This window comes from Staphylococcus sp. 2S1, from assembly GCF_046721335.1.
GTDB classification, from domain to species: Bacteria; Bacillota; Bacilli; order Staphylococcales; family Staphylococcaceae; genus Staphylococcus; species Staphylococcus equorum_A.
On record NZ_JBEUUJ010000003.1, the window covers coordinates 576,930 to 595,531 of the forward strand.

The window sequence follows — 18,602 nt, forward strand, 5'->3', positions numbered from 1 at the left end:
GTGTTTTTCTATGAAAAGTTACTGAATGTATTTTGTGTTACTTTATTTAACATAATAATGGTTTATTATAGAAGTCTATTTATGATAAAAGATAACTAAATCGCTGTCCAACCGCCGTCTATTTTAATCGTTTCACCTGTAACAAAATTTGATAGTTGTGAACTTAAATATATGACTGCGCCTGAAATATCTGTAGGTTTTGGCATTTTATGAAATAAGATACGATCCAATACGTCTTCTTTAAACGCTTCATTCTTGAACATCTTCTCTGTTAATTCTGTTTCTACAAATGTTGGAGCAATTGCGTTAACGTTGATATTGTATTGTGCCCACTCAACAGCAAGTGCTTTTGTTAGTTGAATCACGCCACCTTTGCTTGAAGCATATGGCGCTCTATCAAAATAACCAACAAAACCAACTTGTGATGCCATATTCACAATTTTTCCACGCTGTTCTTGTGCCATGTATTTTCCAACAAACTTAGAGATAAAAAACAATGATTTTAAATTAATATCTAATACGTTTTCCCAATCATTTTCCTCAATTTCAAATGCAGGTTTACTTATATTTATTCCAGCATTATTCACAAGTACATCAATTTTTCCATATTTTGAAACAATATCGTCTATTACTTTTGAAAGTTGATCAATTTGTGTCATATCCAACGCATAAACCGAATGTTGCCCACTAGATTCATTCAGTATATCTAAGGTTTTATCTAATGAATCTTTATCTCTAGCTATAACGATTACATTTGCACCTAGCTGAGCGAAATCGATTGCAATTTCTTGACCAATACCTCGGTTGCCACCAGTTACAATAACATTCTTACCTTCTAAATCATTAAAGTTTTTTTGCACTATAAATCATCCTATTTATTTTCTTGATCTTTCTTCAAAAAATACATCAATACTTCGTCACGCTTATCAATAATTTCTTGAGACTCGCTTGCACCCCAATCATAAAACCCTTTCCCCGTTTTATATCCAAGGTTGCCTTCACCAACATGTTTATTCAAAGTTTTACCAGATGCTTTTTCAGTACTTAAATCTTCAAATAAATAATCAGATATAGCACTAAAAACATCCAATCCTCCTAAATCCGCTGTCATGAGTGGACCAACGACAGGGTATCTTCTACCTACACTATAAGTTACTGCGAGCATCAATATCTTCCTTAGACGCTACACCTTGATCAAGTAATGATTGTGCTTCTCTAAAAAGCGCATACTGTAATCTATTACCGATAAATCCTGATATTTCTTTTTGTATTAATATCGGCTTTTTGCCTATAGCATTAATTACATTTTCAGTACGTGCAACAGTTTCAATATCTGTGTCTTCATTTTTCACAATTTCTACTAATGGAACTAAATGTGCGGGATTCCAAAAATGTGTGATGATAAAATGATTGGGAAATTTATAATTTTTAGTTAATTGTTGTAATGTAAAACCAGATGTATTGCTAGCTAATATGGTTTTTTCATCTAATAAAGTATTTAATTTTTCATATAGTTCACTTTTAATAGTTAAATCTTCTGGCACAGCCTCTATGATAAATGTAGTGTCTTCCACTACCGCTTCAATATCTGTGTCTAAGGTAATATTATTTTTGATATTTTGCATTTGAACGTCACTAATTAAATCATTTTTATATAATAGCAGTACCTTTTTATCAATTTCTGTTTCAGCTCTTTTTAAATCTTCCAAGTTGATACTGTAAACTTTAACTTTATAATTTGCCCAAGCAACAGATAGAGCGATTGAATGTCCCATCGTTCCACTACCTAATACAGCAATATTCTCCATCATTACACCCCTTTTGGCTAAACTATTTCAATTTATTTATCGCAGTAAATTTCCAAGTATTTTATAGACCTAACATAAATAGACCGATTGCGATAATCACTGCTACGAGTGGAACAACGACTGTCATAGCTCCAAACGCCCCGTATGCATCTTTATGTGTTTCACCTGCAATAGAACGAATCGTCGTTACGGTATATCCACCATGTGGCAATGAATCTAACGTGCCTGAAGACATCGAAATTGTCCTATGCATCGCATCAGCATTTACACCCATATCTAAATAGTGTGGTGCTAAGATAGGTAAGGCAATTGATTGTCCACCAGATGACGAACCGGTTAAACCAGCGATAACCATTACCGCAAATGCACCTGTAATTAATGGAGAACCTGGCAAGTTCGTAACATAATCAATAGCGTCATTAAAAGCCGGTGTCACTTTAGCGACGCCTCCAAAACCTACAACTGCTGACGTATTACCTAACGCAATCAATGCATCTTCAGTACCATTTCCGACTGCTTTCCAAAAATCTTTAAAATAACTTTTATTCAATAACCACGTTGCGATGATACCACTCGTTAAAGCGACTATGAGTGCGGATTGCTCTAATGCATCATGTAAGAAAAATGATACTAACAACACAATAAATAACGGAATCATACTTAAAAATGGATTAGGTAGTTTATTCCTATCTTCCATTTGATCCCCAGTTCTACTAATAAAATATTCACCTTTTCGTTTTGCTTTTTTAATCATATGCATCAACCATAGATAACCTGCAACTAACATAAACAATGCAGTGATGATACTAACAGTCCATCCTGCATATGGACTTGTATGTAAGTACGGTATCGGTATCCAGTTTTGTATTTCTGGAGACCCAGCTGAAGTCATTGTAAATGTAGTGGAACCTAAAGCTAAAGTAGCCGGAATAAATCTTCTTGGAAAATCAGATTCCTTAAATAAATTTACAGCCATCGGATAAACGGCGAATGCGACTACAAATAGACTAACCCCGCCATAAGTCAAGACACCACAGGCTAGTACAATTGCTAAAACGGCTCTTTTCATGCCTATTTTTTTAATAATCCAATGTGATACACTTTCTGCCGCACCACTGTCTTCCATGACTTTTCCAAAAATTGCTCCAGTTAAAAACATTAAATACCAAGATGTCACAAAACCAGAAAACCCATCCATATAACTTGTAACAAAATCCATTTCCTTACCTGTAGCAAGTTGAGAAAATAAAGGTAAACCATTTAAAACGCCAACAAACAACGCAGATAAAGGCGCCGCGATTAATAGATTTACGCCTCTCATTACTAGAATAGTTAAAATAACTAACCCACCAACTAATCCTATAACACCTAACATATAAGTATGTCCCCCTTTAGAACATAAACGGTTTTATTTATTTCCTTTATCTCCATACTTTCTTACACGTAATAATGCTTGTTCTGCGTGTCCCGCAAAATTCTCATAACCACATAGTCTCGCCGCATACTCACCCATAGCCGCACTTTGTTCTTCAGATGTGATACGTTGATAAGTCACTGTTTTAATAAATTTACCTACCCATAAGCCCCCTGTATAACGTGCTGCTTTTTTAGTAGGTAGTGTGTGATTCGTACCAATGACTTTATCGCCATAAGCTACGTTTGTTTCTGGACCCAGGAATAGCGCGCCATAATTTGTTAAATGATTTAAAAAGTAGTCTGGTTCTTTAGTTAATACTTCAACATGTTCAAAAGCGAGTTTATTCGCTTCTATTACAGCTTCTGCTTCATCTTTTACAATAATCACTTGCCCATAATTTTTCCAAGATTCACTTGCAATATCAGCTGTTGATAACGTTTGTAATTGTCTTTCTATCTCTTTTAAAGCTGCTTCAGCAATTGCTTCAGAAGTAGAAATAATCGCACCTGGAGATGTGGGCCCATGTTCCCCTTGACCCAGTATATCTGTAGCAATCATTTCAGGTTCTGATGTTTCATCTGCGATTACTAATGTTTCTGTAGGTCCCGCGAGTAAATCGATACCAACTCTGCCAAATAGTTGGCGTTTCGTTTCTGCCACAAAAGCATTACCTGGCCCAACAATCATGTCTACAGAATCTATCGTTTCTGTACCTATCGCCATACCACCCATGGCTTGAATACCACCGAGAATATAAATTTCATCGGCACCTGCTTTGTACATTGCGTATACAGTTGTTTCGGGAATTTTACCATCTATTGGCGGTGTACAAGCGATAACACGTTTCACCCCAGCAACTTTGGCAGTTAAAATACTCATATGCGAAGAAGCAATCATCGGGTATCTACCACCTGGAATATAACATCCTACACTATCAACCGGTATATTCTTTTGACCAAGTATGACACCAGGTGAATTTTCTGTTTCGAAGTCTTGTAAGGAAGCTTTTTGAGCTTCAGCAAATCTTTGAATGTTATTTTGCGCGAATGCGATATCATCTTTAACTTGTTGTGGAATATCATTAACAATACTTTCAATTTCTTCGTCACTTAATTTAAAACTTTCTGGACTCCAGTTATCAAATTTCACTGACAAATCGCGTAAAGCTTTATCCCCTTCAGCTTCAATCGTTTTAATCGTATCACTTACAATTTGACTAACCTTCTCATCAGATTGTTTTATTTCTTCTTGGCTTTTACCATTTTTTAGTTTGTAAGACATTTAAAAATCCCCTCTCCCAGTGCGTGCGCATGCAATTAAACACAAAAAAAGAACTTTGCATACGTATGCAAATATTTCACTTTATGTTATAGTAAGCGCTTTCAAATGTCAAATTGTTTTCGTTGTTTTTCTGAATTTAAACTTCCCTTTTAACTTCCTTTGTTCTATCTCATCTAAGTTATCTTTTAATAGGATTTCAATTGTTTCATCGATCATCTCATTCAGTGGCTGTGACCAAGTAGACAACTGATGATTGGGCCATGAAGCCATTCGTATATCATCGAATCCTATCACTTCAATTTCATTAGGTACCTCAATATTCATTTTCTTCACTGCCTCTAATACACCGAGTGCTGTAATATCATTTGCGCCAAATATACCTCGAGGTCTGTTGCCATCCTTTAGATATTTCAATGTAGCTTTATACGCTGTCTCAAAGGTGAAATCTCCCTCAACCACATCTATATCTTGTTTTTTTCACTAAAATACTGCCTAAAGCCATATAATCTATCTCTATTTGTAGAGGTGTTATGTTGACCTGACACGTACAAGTTGTGCTTGTATCCTTGATTATAAAAATATTCGGCTACCGATCTTGTCGCAAAAATATTATCACTTGAAACTGAATTACAATTTAAAGTTTCATCATATCTATTAAATAACATGACTGGAATATTTGAGCTTTTTAACTTTTTCACCAAATCTGACGATAAAACTGCATCCGTGATAATAATTGCTTCAACATTAAACTCAATAAATTGGTTAATTTCTTCTTGTTGAATTTCTTCATTTTCTGTATATACAAATAGTACAGAATAGCCAAATTGTTTCAGCTTTTGTGTAAATAATGCTAAAACTTCATGATAGAATGGGTTCTGTTTATTTTTCATAGCTAAACCAATGAGTTTAGATTTGTTAGTGATTAAACCTCTAGCTAAAGCATTCGGTTTATAATTTAATTCATTGGCAACTTTTAACACTTTTTGTTTTGTTTCTTCTGACACACTTTTACCAGGTGTAAAAACTCTGGAAACTGTAGATTGTGATACATTCGCTTTTTTAGCTACCAATTCTGCTGAAACATTCTTCTTTTTCAACTTTACCACCTCATCTATACGTCTTCATATTTGTATGTAGCACACTATATTTTATAACTCTTTATATTACATTATAGAATAAGAATTTCAAATGTTGCACTATTTTAATAGTAAAAACACTTCCGTAAGCATCCATAACATATGAATTTACACGAAAGTGTTTTTAGATTTTTATCTTAATGTGTATAAAATTTCAATATCATTCTTTATACTTTTCTGTAACGTTTAAGTCCAATAATATTTAGTATTGTAAATATCAAAATAAATAGCAACAGTATAACAATATCGAACCAAATAAATTCAAATCCCTGTCCCTTAATCATTACATTAGTCAGCGCATCACCGGCATATCTTAACGGAAATACATAGCCAATAGCACTAACCCAATTAGCAATGCTATCTAAAGGGATAAGACCAGAGAAAAAGACTTGAGGTATAACAACTAACGGTATAAATTGAACCATTTGAAATTCTGAATTTGCAAAAGTTGAAACAAACAAACCTATAGCTAAAGCAGATAATGCAATAAGTATATTAATTAATAATACCCACCATATACTTCCTACAACCTCAACTTTCAGTAAGTATATGGAATAAAATACAATAATTAATGTTTGTAATACCGCAAACAAACCATAACCTGCTAAATAACCAAAGACAATTTCACTTCTTTTAACAGACGTTGCAAGTACACGTTCTAAAGTCCCTCTCGTACGTTCTCTTAAAAGTGCTATACCAGAAACTAAAAATACAAAGAAAAAGACAAAGAAACCAATGAGAATTGGAAATATTTTATCAAAAAATGTACTGTCGAGCATCACCATAAAGATAGTGACTATCTATGCTCAATGCCTCTGTCTCTTGTCCATTGCTTTGTTTCATATTGTCCGGTATCTTTTCAACAATTTTAGTCATATCTTGCATCTTATTCTTTTGGATTGCACTCGCTAACAATTGTTTCGTTGACCCTGTAAGACTTGGATCTTCATTTTTATAAGTGACTTCTAGATTAGACCCTTTTTGTTCAATATATGCATCCAACTCTGAATCCACAATTGTATCTTTAATTGAGCTAGACGCATCATATTTTTCAATATCTACTTTATCTGAGGGCAAAGCGTTCACAATTTCATCTGGTACTGAAGCATTCATACCTATTTTTATATTTGTTTTATTATTAGTATCAAATATAAAATACATCAGTGTTAAAACCAAAATAGGTGCAAATAACATTAAAGCTAACGTTCTTTTATCTCGTAATAATTCTTTAATAACTCTGATAAAAATCGCCTTAAATCTCATTATTGCACCTCCGCTTCTGCTTTTATAAACACTTCTTCTATAGAATCAGCGTCAAATTTATCTTTTAATTCTTGAGGGGTTCCAATCGTAAATAGTTTCCCTTCAACAATTAAGCCTATACAATCACAACGTTCCGCCTCTCCCATAACATGGGTCGTAACAATCACCGATTTACCCTCATTTGCTAAACCATTCAATTGCTTCCAAACATCTTTTCTGAGTTTAGGATCAATACCAACCGTAGCCTCATCTAAAATAATAAGGTTGGGATTAGCTAACAGTGTTATAGCCAAAGAAAGTCTACGTTTCATACCACCTGAAAAATGAGAAACGACCTTTCCTAATTCAGGTTCTAAATTTACTATTTTTGTATTTTCAGCAATTGCTTCTTCTAATTTCTTACCTTTTAACCCCATCAAATTACCGAAAAACACTAAATTTTCTCGAGCTGTTAATGACTCATATAACGCATCACTTTGCCCCATATAGCCTACTTCATTCAGTACTTTACGATTTGGTATTTGTTTATTGAAAATTTGAGCCTGTCCTTCATCTAAACTTTCCATACCCATTAAACATTTTATTGTCGTAGTTTTTCCTGAACCACTAGGACCAATCAATCCTAAAATTTCTCCCTCAATTAATTCTATATTAATGCCATCTAAGACTTTCTTTTGATCATAATATTTTACTGCGTTTGTTAACTTTGCTACAAGGTCAGCCATAGAGTTCCCTCTCCCATGTATATTATTGTTTATAAAACGAGTATATACCTCTCATTTGTAAAATCAATTTAGCACTAAAAAATACTAATTCTTACAAATCCAATAAAATAAGTAATATTACACTTAGGCATAAAAATCCTCTAGTTAGGCAATTTCGTACAAATTAACAGTGAAATATTTTATATTGTAGTTGATAAATTAAAACTTTGTTTTAATTTTAAATACTTGGAAAGGGGTGTTTTATATGTCAGCAATCATAGAAGCACTAAATAATGCCATCCAAGCAGGTATCGCTCATGATTGGGTAACTATGGGTACAAGCATTGCAAGTGCATTAGCTAGCGGTGTAGACTTTGTTTTAGGTTTCTTAAAATAAAGTCATTTTCCTCACAAACAGGACCTTCTCTAAAATCACGTGTGATATTTTTAGAGAAGGTCTTAAATTTAACTTCTAAACATTTGTAATTTTTGAAAATAAAAAAATGGCTGAGACATAAGTATATGTCTCAGCCTCAAAGTAATATTTTAACTATACTTTTTCAGTTTGTGCTTGTGCTTTTTCATTGTTTGACGCATGTGTAGCACCGATTGCTTCGATTTCTTCTAGTGTGCGTCCTCTAGATTCTGGAACGAATTTTTTCACAAATAGTACGCCGAGTATACAAATAATGCCGAATATCGCAAATACGATTTGTTGAGGGAAATACACTGTCATAATTGGGAATAGTAATCCAACTAAGAAAGAACCAATCCAATTTAATGAAGATGCAAGCACCAGAAGCAAATCCTCTAATTGCTAACGGGAAGATTTCTCCTACGATCACCCATGTTAATGGTGCCCATGTAAATGAATAGAATGCTACATAGATACTTAAAAATACCACGATGAGTATCGGATTCGCATTTGGTAAGAACAAATGGATGATTGCCGGTAATATGAAGGATAATCCCATCACAGTACCACCTAACATAAGCAATGTTCTTCTGTTAAATTTATCCGCTATCCAAATGAAGAGTAATGATCCTAATACTAAAATTACACCTTGAATAATTGGCCACATTAAAGCTGTACTTGCTGAGCTACCAGTAGCTTGTTCAACAATTAATGGAATATAATAGAATATTGCATTTGCCCCTTGGAATTGTTGGAACGCAGCTACACCCAATCCGACGATAACTAAATATTTATATTTGCCACTAAATAATGTTGCTAATGATTGGTTTACTTTATTCTTACTTTCTATTTGAATTGTCTTGTTTATTTCTTCAAATTCTTTATCTACATTTTGGTTATTTCTAAGGTTGCTTAAAACCATTTTAGCTTCTTTAAATTTATTATTTTTAATTAAAAATCTTGGAGACTCTGGTAATTTTAATACGCCCCAGAATAAAATGATTGCCGGAACTGCTGCTGCTCCTAACATTAATCTCCAACCCATTTCAACAGGTAAACCTCTTAAGAAATAGTCTACGATGTATGATAACAACATCCCAGATACAATCATTGTTTGGTTCATACCAGACAATTGGCCACGGTACTTGGCAGGAGCCATTTCTGACATGTAAGCTGGTACTAATGCTGATGCGAGCACCAACTGCTAACCCCAGAATTACCCTTGATATAATTAAGAAATAACTACCATCATGTGGTGCGATACCTGACAAAACAGAACCAATTATGAAAATGATTGCAGAAATTAAAATCATTTTCCTTCTACCAAGCGTATCAGATAATTTACCTGCTAAAATACCACCAAATATTGCGCCTAGCATTACTGACGAAGTAATTAAGCCAATTATAAATCCACTATTAATATTCCAGTCTTCTCTTAAAAATGGTAACGCTCCGGTCATAACACCTATGTCATAACCAAAAAGTATCCCACCAAAAGCGCCGAAGAAATAGATAAAGCGATTCGAAACTTTACTGTTTATTTTCATCCCATTCACCCTTTTTTAAAACAAAATATGCCTTACATTACGTCATTTGATTAACGACAAATCTACTGTAATTTAATTTATTAATGTATATTCTGAATCAAACATGTTTAATAATATTTCTATTTGCGATGTATTCAATTTAAGTGACAGTACTGTGTGATGACCGCCGCCTTCTTCAATCCAACGTTTCACGCCTTGTTCTAATGATGGTTTAACATCCCATAACACTCTAGCTACTGGTAAGTTAGGTGCAGGTTCATCTAATTGTTTAGCAGTAATTTCATTCACAATAAACTTGAAGTGTGTACCAAGATCCATCATTGTGACAACTACGCCGTCGCCTGCTTTTCCATCGAATACTAATCTTGCTTGGATCTTCTTTACCACCTATACCTAGGGGATTTACAACGATTTTAGGTTTCGTATCTGCTAGTGTTGGATCAACTTCCAACATATGTGCGCCTAGAATATGTGATTGATGACTTCTTAAGTCGTACGTATAATCTTCCATGAATCCTGTTGCTTCATTTTCTGCAGCAATTTTAAGTAAGCGGTCTAAAGCGACAGTCTTCCAATCGCCTTCACCTGCAAAGCCGTAACCTTGTTCGTTAAGTCTTTGTACTGCTAAACCTGGTAATTGTTTCATGCCATGTAAATCTTCAAAGTTAGAAGTAAAAGCAGTATATCCACCGTCATCTAAAAAGCGTTTAATCGCAATTTCATATTTGATTTGTTCTTTAACAGAAGCATTAAATGCGTCTTCACTGTACTCTCTGTAATCAAAGTCATATAAATCTTCATATGATTTAAATAATTGATTTACTTCAGAATCTGTTACTTGATTCACATATTCTACTAAATCACCTATACCAAAGTAATCTACAGTCCAACCGTATTGGATTTGTGCTTCGATTTTATCTCCTTCAGTAACAGCTACATTACGCATGTTGTCACCAAATCTTGCAACTTTTAAGTTAAAGCTTTCATTATAAGCATTGGCTACAACCATCCATTCGCTTAATTGTTTTTGTACACTTTCATTTTTCCAATGTCCAAAAATGATTTCATTTTTCTTATTAAGACGGCGGTTAATATAACCGTACTCTCTATCTCCATGCGCTGATTGATGTAAATTCATATAATCCATATCAATGTTTTCCCATGAAATATCATTGTTGTATTGCGTTGCTAAATGTAACAATGGTTTTTGTAATAATTTAGTACCTCTAATCCACATTTTCGCTGGTGAAAATGTATGCATCCATGTAATCACGCCTAAAATATCATCACGATAATTCGCTTCTTTCATAATATCTGTAATAATATCTGCAGAAATTGCTAATTTCGTTTGTAATTCTATTTCAAACGGTAATTGTGCTTGCGCGTTTAATTCGTCCGTAATATTTTGTGCATTTTGTTTAACTTGTGCGAGTGCATCATCACCATAGAGTTCTTGTGATCCAATCACAAACCAGAATTTTTTTGTTGTAGCCATTTTATTTCCTCCTTAGTTTTGTCCGTAATAGGCATTAGCGCCGTGTTTTCTTTCAAAGTGTTTATCAAGTACTGCTTTAGGTAATGTTTCTGCGAATGGATTTAATTGTCTTGTGAAGATATTCATCTTACATACTTCTTCTAACACTACTGCGTTCATCACAGCTTTTTCGCAATTCCCCCCAAATAAATGGTGCATGACCATGCAATAATACTGCAGGTACTTCATGTGGGTTAATATTTTTTTCTTTAAATGTTTCAACAATGACATTGCCTGTTTCATACTCATAATCTTTATTGATTTCTTCAGTCGTTAAAAATCTAGCACACGGAATTTCGCCGTAGAATGTATCAGCATGTGTTGTTCCCATAGCCGGCACGTTTAATCCTGATTGCGCCCACGTTGTTGCCCATGGTGAATGCGTATGTACAACACTGCCAATATCACCAAATTCTTTATAAAGGACAGCATGCGTTGGCATGTCTGAAGAAGGTTTTAAATCTCCTTCAACCACTTCACAATCTAAATTACAAACCACCATATCTTCTGGTTTCATGACATCGTAATCTACGCCACTCGGCTTGATAACAAATAATTGTGATTCTGCATCAAAGGCACTCACGTTACCCCATGTATATTTAATCAATCCTCGGTTTGGCAACTCTAAATTTGCTTTATAAACTTCAGCTTTTAACGCTTCTAACATGTTATTTGCCTCCTAAATACTTAGCTATCGATTGTTCTATAGGTAAACCTTTTTTAACTTTTTCTACATAGTTATTAAAGTTAATCACTTCTTGTTCTGCTTGGCTCCACTGTTACTTCTTCTGTGTTTAAAAATACAACTTCATTTAAAAATGTAGCTAAAGGTTGTTGAGATTCTTGTGCGCTATAGTAAGCTAAAACACTGACACCCCAAGCGCCACCTTCACTTGCCGTATCCATTACGGTAATTTTATTTTCAAGTGCTGATGATAATACTTGCTGTGCGACACCTTTCGTTTTAAAAATACCGCCATGTGCTATTAATTTATCTATGTTAATCGATTCATTATTTTTCAATAAATCCATTCCAATTTTCAAAGTACTGAATGCACTATATAAATGCATTTTCATAAAATTAGCTAAATTGAAATTATAGTTTGGTTCACGTACAAATAATGGATAACCTGTCTCTACGTCTGTTATGTTTTCGCCTGAAACATAGTTGTATGAAAGTAAGCCACCAATGTTGTCATCACTTTCCAATGAACGCTCGAATATTTGTCCGTACAACTCATCTGATGAAAAATCAACACCCATGACACTTAATACTTCGCCAAATATGTTCATCCAATCATTAATATCAGAAGTACAGTTATTGGTGTGAATCATTGCTACTTCACTACCATCGGGCGTTGTTACTACATCAATTTCCGGGTACATACCTTTTAATGCATCAGATAATACAACCATTGCAAACGCACTAGTACCGGCTGATATATTACCTGTATTCTGCGCTACTGTATTCGTTGCTACCATACCAGTACCAAGCATCACCTTCTGGAGGGCACATCACGCTACCAGCTTCAAGATTTCCTGAAGGATCTAATAATGTTGCACCATCACTTGTAAGACGACCACCATTTTCACCTGCCAATTTAATTTCAGGTAATATAGTTTCTACTGACTTTGCAAATCCTTTACTTTCAAATAAGTCATTAGCTGTATTTAATAAATCTGATCTATACGTTTTGTTGTTAACATCTATTGGGAACATGCCTGAAGCCTCGCCAATACCGACAACCTTTTCACCAGTTAAGTACCAATGTACATATCCAGCTAACGTTGTTAAATATTCAATTTGATTCACATGGGCTTCTTTATCTAATATGGCTTGATATACATGCGCAATACTCCAACGTTCTGGAATATTAAATTGAAACGCTTCGCTAAGTAACGTAGCTGCCTTTGCTGTATTACCATTTCTCCAAGTTCTAAATGGTACAAGTAAATCTTCATTATGATCAAACGCTAGATAACCATGCATCATACCGCTGATACCAATCGACTTCACTTGTTTTAATGTTAAATTATGTTTTTCTTTCATTTCTGTTGTCATTGCATTATAACTTTTCTGTAAACCGACCCAGATATCATTAATTGAATATGTCCAATATCCATCTACGAATTGGTTTTCCCATTCAAAATGTCCAGATGCTACTGTATTCAAATGCTGATCAATTGCTACGGTTTTAATTCTTGTAGAACCAAGTTCAATACCAATCGATATATCTTCACTACTTAATGCTTTCTTCAAACCATCCATTTCCAACACTCCTATTGAAACCGTTTTCAAGTATACTTTATAATATTTGTCCGTACATGTCAACATTTATTATTTTATGTCCGTACATGTTTCTAGGAATAAAAAGACTCAAACCAATAGCGTGATTGATTTGAGCCTGTTTTTATATTTTTTTACAGAATTACGTTCGATAATATATGTATCGATAAGTTGTGACGTTTGGTTTTTTTCTGTATCTATCGCGTTAATCATCCATTCTGCTGCTTTTCTACCAAGTAATTCTTGGGGATGTGACGTTGTAGTCAAATCCATCTCACTCAATTTACTTAGTACTGAGTTATCTTCGCCAACCACAGATAAATCGTTTGGTATCTGCACGTTTCGCTGTTTCAATCTTTGGATAATCTCGTAAGCAATTTCATCGTTATAACAAACTAAGCCAGTGATATTAATCTTTTTATCACAAACATGCTGAACAATTTGTTCGATGACTTGTGGCTTACTTTCGGTATCGAATGTATAAATATGTTCACCTTTAAAAAGAATATGATTACTTTCAAAAGCATTAAAATAACCCTTCATTCTTAATTTACCTTGGTTATCGTCTATTTTTGTGATTAAAGCAATATTTTCATGTCCTTGATCTATTAAATATTTTGTTGCTAAATAGCCAGATTTCACATCATCGATTGCGATATAAGGTAAATTCAACTCATCATACTTAGCATTAATCATTAAAATCGGAATATCTCGCTGTTTGAATAATGAATAATAGGACAAGTTCGGGTTATAGACATTACTCTTAGTAGGTTCTATAATAAGTCCCGTCACACCTTGATTCAGCATCATCTCTAAACATTTACGTTCTTCCTCATGATTATTATTCGTACTTGCTAATATTAAAGAATAGCCATGTTTTTTTAATACATTCTCAATGCCTCGAATAATACTCGGGAAAATATAATCCGATAAGTAAGTCACGATTACGCCTATTTTTTTAGTTTCATTGTTCTGATTTGTATTTAAGTAATTGTAACTCACATATGATCCAGAACCTTTTTTCTTTTTAATGTATCCTTCTTTGACTAATAAATCCATTGCTTGTCTGATTGTATAGCGACTTAAATTATATCTATCCTGAAATTGCTTTTCTGTAGGTAAGAGCATTCCAACTTGATAGCTTTTGTTAATTATTTTTTCTTTAATTTCGTCCGCTACAATTTGATATTTTGGCTTATTCATAATCGAAAATCTCCTAGTCTCACCAATTTGTCTTAATACCGCATATTATAGCATACGTCATATTTATTCAATGAATCAAATTTTAAGAAAAATTGAATTTCAACGCTAAATTCATCATATAATCTTAAGCATTTACATACTTATTTAAACGTCGTATTTTATACTACATTCTCTCTTTAAAAACTACTGTAACACCATTGAAACCTCACTCACTAAAATCTTTTGACTTATGAATTAACTGTTGTTATATTAAAATTAAGAAGGAGATATGCGTGAACATACCTCCCTCACAGACCCGTTAAAAAGACGGTGGCTTTTGGTTAAAATAACCTTAACTTGTCCAAAGTTGGAAGGTTATTTTTTTGGCTATTACAAACTAATATGAGTCCAATGATTGTTAACACAACCATTAAGATTTCATAATCAGTCATTTATCCCCTTTTTATGAGTAAAAATAAAATAGTGTTTTAAAGGCTCTGGTCCCTCTACAAAACCCTCCATGTGAGAATTAAAATATATAATAAAATCTTTTGACTTATGAATTAACCGTTGTTATATTAAAATTAAGAAGGAGATATGCGCTAACATACCTCCTTCACAGACCCGTTAAAATACGGTGGCTTTTTAGTTGAAAACAACGTTCCAACACTTATTAGCCTAAAGTTGGAACGTTATTTTTTTTGGCTATTACAAACTAATATGAGTCCAATGATTGTTAATATAACCATTAAGATTTCATAATCAGTCATCTTCTATCCTTTCTAGGAGGAGAGACCAAAATCATAGGCATCACCCCATTTTTTATGAGATTAGCCACCTTTATTCCAACTTGTCTGTAAAAATATTTTACTACATGAACTGCTTCACTCCTATCTTTTCTTCACTTTTTGAAAAATTTAGCTATCCCTATATGAATTATTCTAACGAAGTCTTAAAACGTCTCTATGTAAGCTTTTAAAAATATAATAAAATGTTTTGACTTATGAATTAACCGTTGTTATATTAAAATTAAGAAGGAGATATGCGCTAACATACCTCCCTCACAGACCCGTTAAAAAGACGGTGGCTAGACAAAGTGAAAACAACGTCCCAACATTTATCTGCCTAAAGTTGGAACGTTATTTTTTTTGGTTATTACAAACTAATATGAGTCCAATGATTGTTAACACAACCATTATGATTTCATAATCAGTCATATTCTATTCTTTCTTGGAGTAGAGACCAAAACCATAGGTATCACCCCATTTTCAATGAGATTAGCCACCTTTATTCCAACTTGTCTGTAAAAATATTTTACTACACGATCTGCTTCACTCCTATCTTTTCTTCACTTTTTGAAAAATTCACCTCAAAATATAAAACGTTTTCATTTTATTAATAAGAAATTGATACATTTTACTTTGTACATGGTACGCTATAATTAATAAAAATATTACTTATTATATTAAATGGATAGATTGTATAAGGAGTGAACTTGGATGAAAAAAGTTTCTATCAAAGATGTAGCTAAAGCAACAGACGTGTCTTTGACTACGGTCTCGCAAATTTTAAATAAAAAAAGTAACCGTTTTTCAGAGGAAACAGTAAACAAAGTCATTGTCGCTAAAGAGCGATTAGGCTACTTCCCTAATAAAAATGCGCAACAATTACGTGGTAGCAATACAAAATTAATCGGTGTGCTATTACCAAATTTAACTAATCCATTCTTTTCCACGATGATGCAAACTATGGATGATCATAAACCAGATGATGTCGATCTATTCTTCTTAACCACAAAGGAAGATAAAATCGAAGAAGGTATTATGCATCTTGTCGAACGAGGCATGGATGGTCTGATTATTGCGCAGATGATTAAAAACCCGTCTCGTTTAAATCAATATTTATTAAATCATAACATTCCATATATCGTACTAGATCAAAGTGATGACCATGGATTTACGGATATCGTAAAAACAAATGAACGCAATGGTGGTGAACTTGCGGCCGCACATCTTATTGATTACGGCCACACGCACATTTCAATCATTCAACCTTATAATTTAACGAGTAATATGAAAGCAAGAACAGATGGTTTCATCAAATATTGTGAAATGCATGAGATACCATCGCCTATAATTATCGAAACCCTTTTAAATAAAGAAGGTGGATTTGCAGTCATCGATGAGATTATAAAATCCAAATCCAGTGCTATTTTTGCAACGAATGATGAGATGGCTATTGGTATTATGCGTGGTCTCGCTGATAAAGGGGTTCGCGTGCCACACGATATTTCAGTAATTGGATTTGATGATATAGACATTGCAAAGTATCTTGTTCCTGCCCTTACAACAGTTGCACAGCCAATTAAAGAAATAGGCGAGTCAGCATTAGCTTTAATCACGCATAAGCTAAAACAAAATGATGCAACTTTACATAATGTTGCTTTACATAATGAGTTAATTATTAGAGAAACAACGCAATATTTAAAAAAATAAAACACACATAATATAAGACCAAATGATATGTCATTGATGCTTAATTCGAGTTAGCAGTAATCAATTTTCAGTTTATCATTTAGGTCTTATATTTTTTTGCATGAATGAAAGCGTGTACAAAAATAGAAATTGGTGTTATTATGACGTAGTAAAACGTTTTACTAAATCGTTTTACCTAAAAATTATCACTACATAAATATATATAGAGGTGTCTTATGGATATTATAGCAATTTTAATTGGTCTTGGACCATTACTGGGTTGGGGGCTATTCCCTACCATCGCATCTAAATTTGGTGGTCGACCAGTTAACCAAATATTTGGTGCAACAGTAGGAACATTGATTTTCGCATTATGTTTCGCATTCATTCAAGGTGTCGATTTCCCAACAGGAATGAACCTTATATTTTCATTAATCTCAGGTGTTGGTTGGGGCTTTGGACAAATAATTACTTTTAAAGCATTTGGTCTAGTCGGTTCTTCTAGAGCTATGCCAATCACAACAGCGTTTCAACTTTTAGGTGCATCCCTGTGGGGCGTTTTCGCATTAGGTGATTGGCCAGGAGTAACAAATAAAATTATCGGATTCGTCGCTCTACTTGTTGTACTCATTGGTGCATATATGACAGTTTGGAGTGAAAAATCAGGACAACAGCATAATAAAAAATTAAGAAATGCAGTTATTTTACTACTTATAGGTGAAATAGGTTATTGGGCCTACTCTGCAGCACCTCAAGCAACTAATATCAGTGGCATGGAAGCATTCTTACCACAAGCAATGGGTATGGTGCTTGCCGCAGTCATTTATGCATTTATGAATATGAAACAAGGCAATGCTTTCTTAGAGAAAGTCAGCTGGAAACAAATTATTTCAGGATTATTCTTTGCATTTGGTGCATTAACATACTTAATTTCTGCACAGTCAGATATGAATGGTTTAGCGACAGGATTTATACTGTCACAAACATCAGTAGTGTTAGCTACGTTAACAGGTATTTATTTCTTGAATCAGAGAAAAACACCAAAAGAACTTATCGTTACTATTATTGGACTTGTAATCATATTAATAGCAGCGAGCAGTTACAGTATTTATTAAATAAAGTATAAGATGGGAGATTTAATTATGAAAAAAACAAAGGTATTAAATAGTCATGTATCACATGCAATTGCAACATTGGGGCATTTTGATGTAATAACAATTAATGATGCGGGCATGCCGATTCCAAATGACGAACGTCGAATTGATTTAGCGATTACTAAAGATTTACCACGTTTTATCGATGTTTTAGAAAACGTGTTATCCGAAGTTGAAGTTCAAAAAATATTTCTTGCAGAAGAAATTAAAACGCAAAACGCTGACCAACTTAAACAAATCAAATCATTAATTGGTGACAATGTAGAAATTTCATTTATTCCACACGTAGAAATGAAACAAAATTTAAATCATTCACTAACAAAAGCTAATATTCGTACAGGGGAAACGACACCATTTTCAAATATTGCACTTGAATCTAACGTGACATTTTAAAGAAAAA

The 18,602-nt window shown here is 33.7% G+C and carries 12 protein-coding genes and 6 pseudogenes; 4 read left to right on the plus strand and 14 right to left on the minus strand.

Going from position 1 to position 18,602, the window contains the following annotated elements:
• Nucleotides 1–95: 95 nt before the first annotated feature.
• From ABLV90_RS03170 to ABLV90_RS03210, 9 genes and pseudogenes are all read right to left on the minus strand, one after another.
• A complete protein-coding gene (locus ABLV90_RS03170; RefSeq protein ID WP_427705947.1) occupies nt 96–860 on the minus strand; it encodes an SDR family NAD(P)-dependent oxidoreductase in 765 nt (254 codons plus the stop codon).
• 11 nt (nt 861–871) lie between these two features.
• On the minus strand, nt 872–1,165 hold the full coding sequence (locus tag ABLV90_RS03175) for a 3-hydroxyacyl-CoA dehydrogenase family protein (protein WP_460872136.1): 294 nt from the start codon (nt 1,163–1,165) through the stop codon (nt 872–874).
• The gene (locus ABLV90_RS03180) at nt 1,146–1,808 is read right to left on the minus strand and encodes a 3-hydroxyacyl-CoA dehydrogenase family protein (protein WP_460872137.1); all 663 of its coding nucleotides are present in this window, start codon (nt 1,806–1,808) and stop codon (nt 1,146–1,148) included. Before ABLV90_RS03180 ends, ABLV90_RS03175 begins: the two co-directional genes overlap by 20 nt.
• 61 nt (nt 1,809–1,869) lie before the next feature.
• Nucleotides 1,870–3,183: a GntP family permease gene (locus tag ABLV90_RS03185; protein WP_427708204.1), complete on the minus strand. Its 1,314-nt coding sequence runs from the start codon at nt 3,181–3,183 to the stop codon at nt 1,870–1,872.
• Nucleotides 3,184–3,216: 33 nt separating this feature from the next.
• Nucleotides 3,217–4,506 (minus strand): histidinol dehydrogenase, encoded by a 1,290-nt coding sequence (hisD, locus tag ABLV90_RS03190; RefSeq protein WP_427705941.1) that lies wholly within the window; start codon nt 4,504–4,506, stop codon nt 3,217–3,219.
• A gap of 108 nt (nt 4,507–4,614) precedes the next feature.
• The gene (locus ABLV90_RS03195; RefSeq protein ID WP_460872138.1) at nt 4,615–4,965 is read right to left on the minus strand and encodes a substrate-binding domain-containing protein; all 351 of its coding nucleotides are present in this window, start codon (nt 4,963–4,965) and stop codon (nt 4,615–4,617) included.
• Nucleotides 4,966–4,967: 2 nt separating this feature from the next.
• Nucleotides 4,968–5,603: a LacI family DNA-binding transcriptional regulator gene (locus ABLV90_RS03200; protein ID WP_460872139.1), complete on the minus strand. Its 636-nt coding sequence runs from the start codon at nt 5,601–5,603 to the stop codon at nt 4,968–4,970.
• 206 nt (nt 5,604–5,809) lie between these two features.
• A pseudogene (locus ABLV90_RS03205) lies at nt 5,810–6,905 on the minus strand (ABC transporter permease).
• A complete protein-coding gene (locus ABLV90_RS03210) occupies nt 6,905–7,630 on the minus strand; it encodes an ABC transporter ATP-binding protein (RefSeq protein WP_427708208.1) in 726 nt (241 codons plus the stop codon). Before ABLV90_RS03210 ends, ABLV90_RS03205 begins: the two are co-directional and overlap by 1 nt.
• 244 nt (nt 7,631–7,874) lie before the next feature.
• On the opposite strand from ABLV90_RS03210, the gene ABLV90_RS03215 reads away from it, so the two are divergent.
• The gene (locus ABLV90_RS03215; RefSeq protein WP_002506432.1) at nt 7,875–8,006 is read left to right on the plus strand and encodes a beta-class phenol-soluble modulin; all 132 of its coding nucleotides are present in this window, start codon (nt 7,875–7,877) and stop codon (nt 8,004–8,006) included.
• A 153-nt stretch (nt 8,007–8,159) separates the two neighbouring features.
• Here ABLV90_RS03215 and ABLV90_RS03220 read toward each other — a convergent pair.
• From ABLV90_RS03220 to ABLV90_RS03240, 5 genes and pseudogenes are all read right to left on the minus strand, one after another.
• Nucleotides 8,160–9,571: pseudogene (locus tag ABLV90_RS03220) on the minus strand (sugar porter family MFS transporter).
• 72 nt (nt 9,572–9,643) lie between these two features.
• Nucleotides 9,644–11,066: pseudogene (gene araA, locus ABLV90_RS03225) on the minus strand (L-arabinose isomerase).
• 12 nt (nt 11,067–11,078) lie between these two features.
• A pseudogene (locus ABLV90_RS03230) lies at nt 11,079–11,772 on the minus strand (L-ribulose-5-phosphate 4-epimerase).
• 1 nt (nt 11,773) lies between these two features.
• Nucleotides 11,774–13,374: pseudogene (locus ABLV90_RS03235) on the minus strand (xylulokinase).
• Nucleotides 13,375–13,482: 108 nt separating this feature from the next.
• A complete protein-coding gene (locus ABLV90_RS03240; RefSeq protein WP_460872141.1) occupies nt 13,483–14,595 on the minus strand; it encodes a GntR family transcriptional regulator in 1,113 nt (370 codons plus the stop codon).
• 1,478 nt (nt 14,596–16,073) lie between these two features.
• Here ABLV90_RS03240 and rbsR point away from each other — a divergent pair.
• The 3 genes and pseudogenes from rbsR (at nt 16,074) to rbsD (ending at nt 18,595) form a co-directional block, all read left to right on the plus strand.
• Nucleotides 16,074–17,069 carry a ribose utilization transcriptional repressor RbsR gene (rbsR, locus tag ABLV90_RS03245; RefSeq protein WP_460872142.1) on the plus strand — a complete coding sequence of 332 codons (996 nt, stop codon included), beginning with the start codon at nt 16,074–16,076 and terminating at the stop codon, nt 17,067–17,069.
• A gap of 215 nt (nt 17,070–17,284) precedes the next feature.
• Nucleotides 17,285–18,167: pseudogene (gene rbsU, locus ABLV90_RS03250) on the plus strand (ribose/proton symporter RbsU).
• Between the two features lie 23 nt (nt 18,168–18,190).
• Complete coding sequence (gene rbsD, locus ABLV90_RS03255; protein WP_427705920.1) at nt 18,191–18,595, plus strand: D-ribose pyranase; 405 nt, start codon at nt 18,191–18,193, stop codon at nt 18,593–18,595.
• Nucleotides 18,596–18,602: the final 7 nt, after the last annotated feature.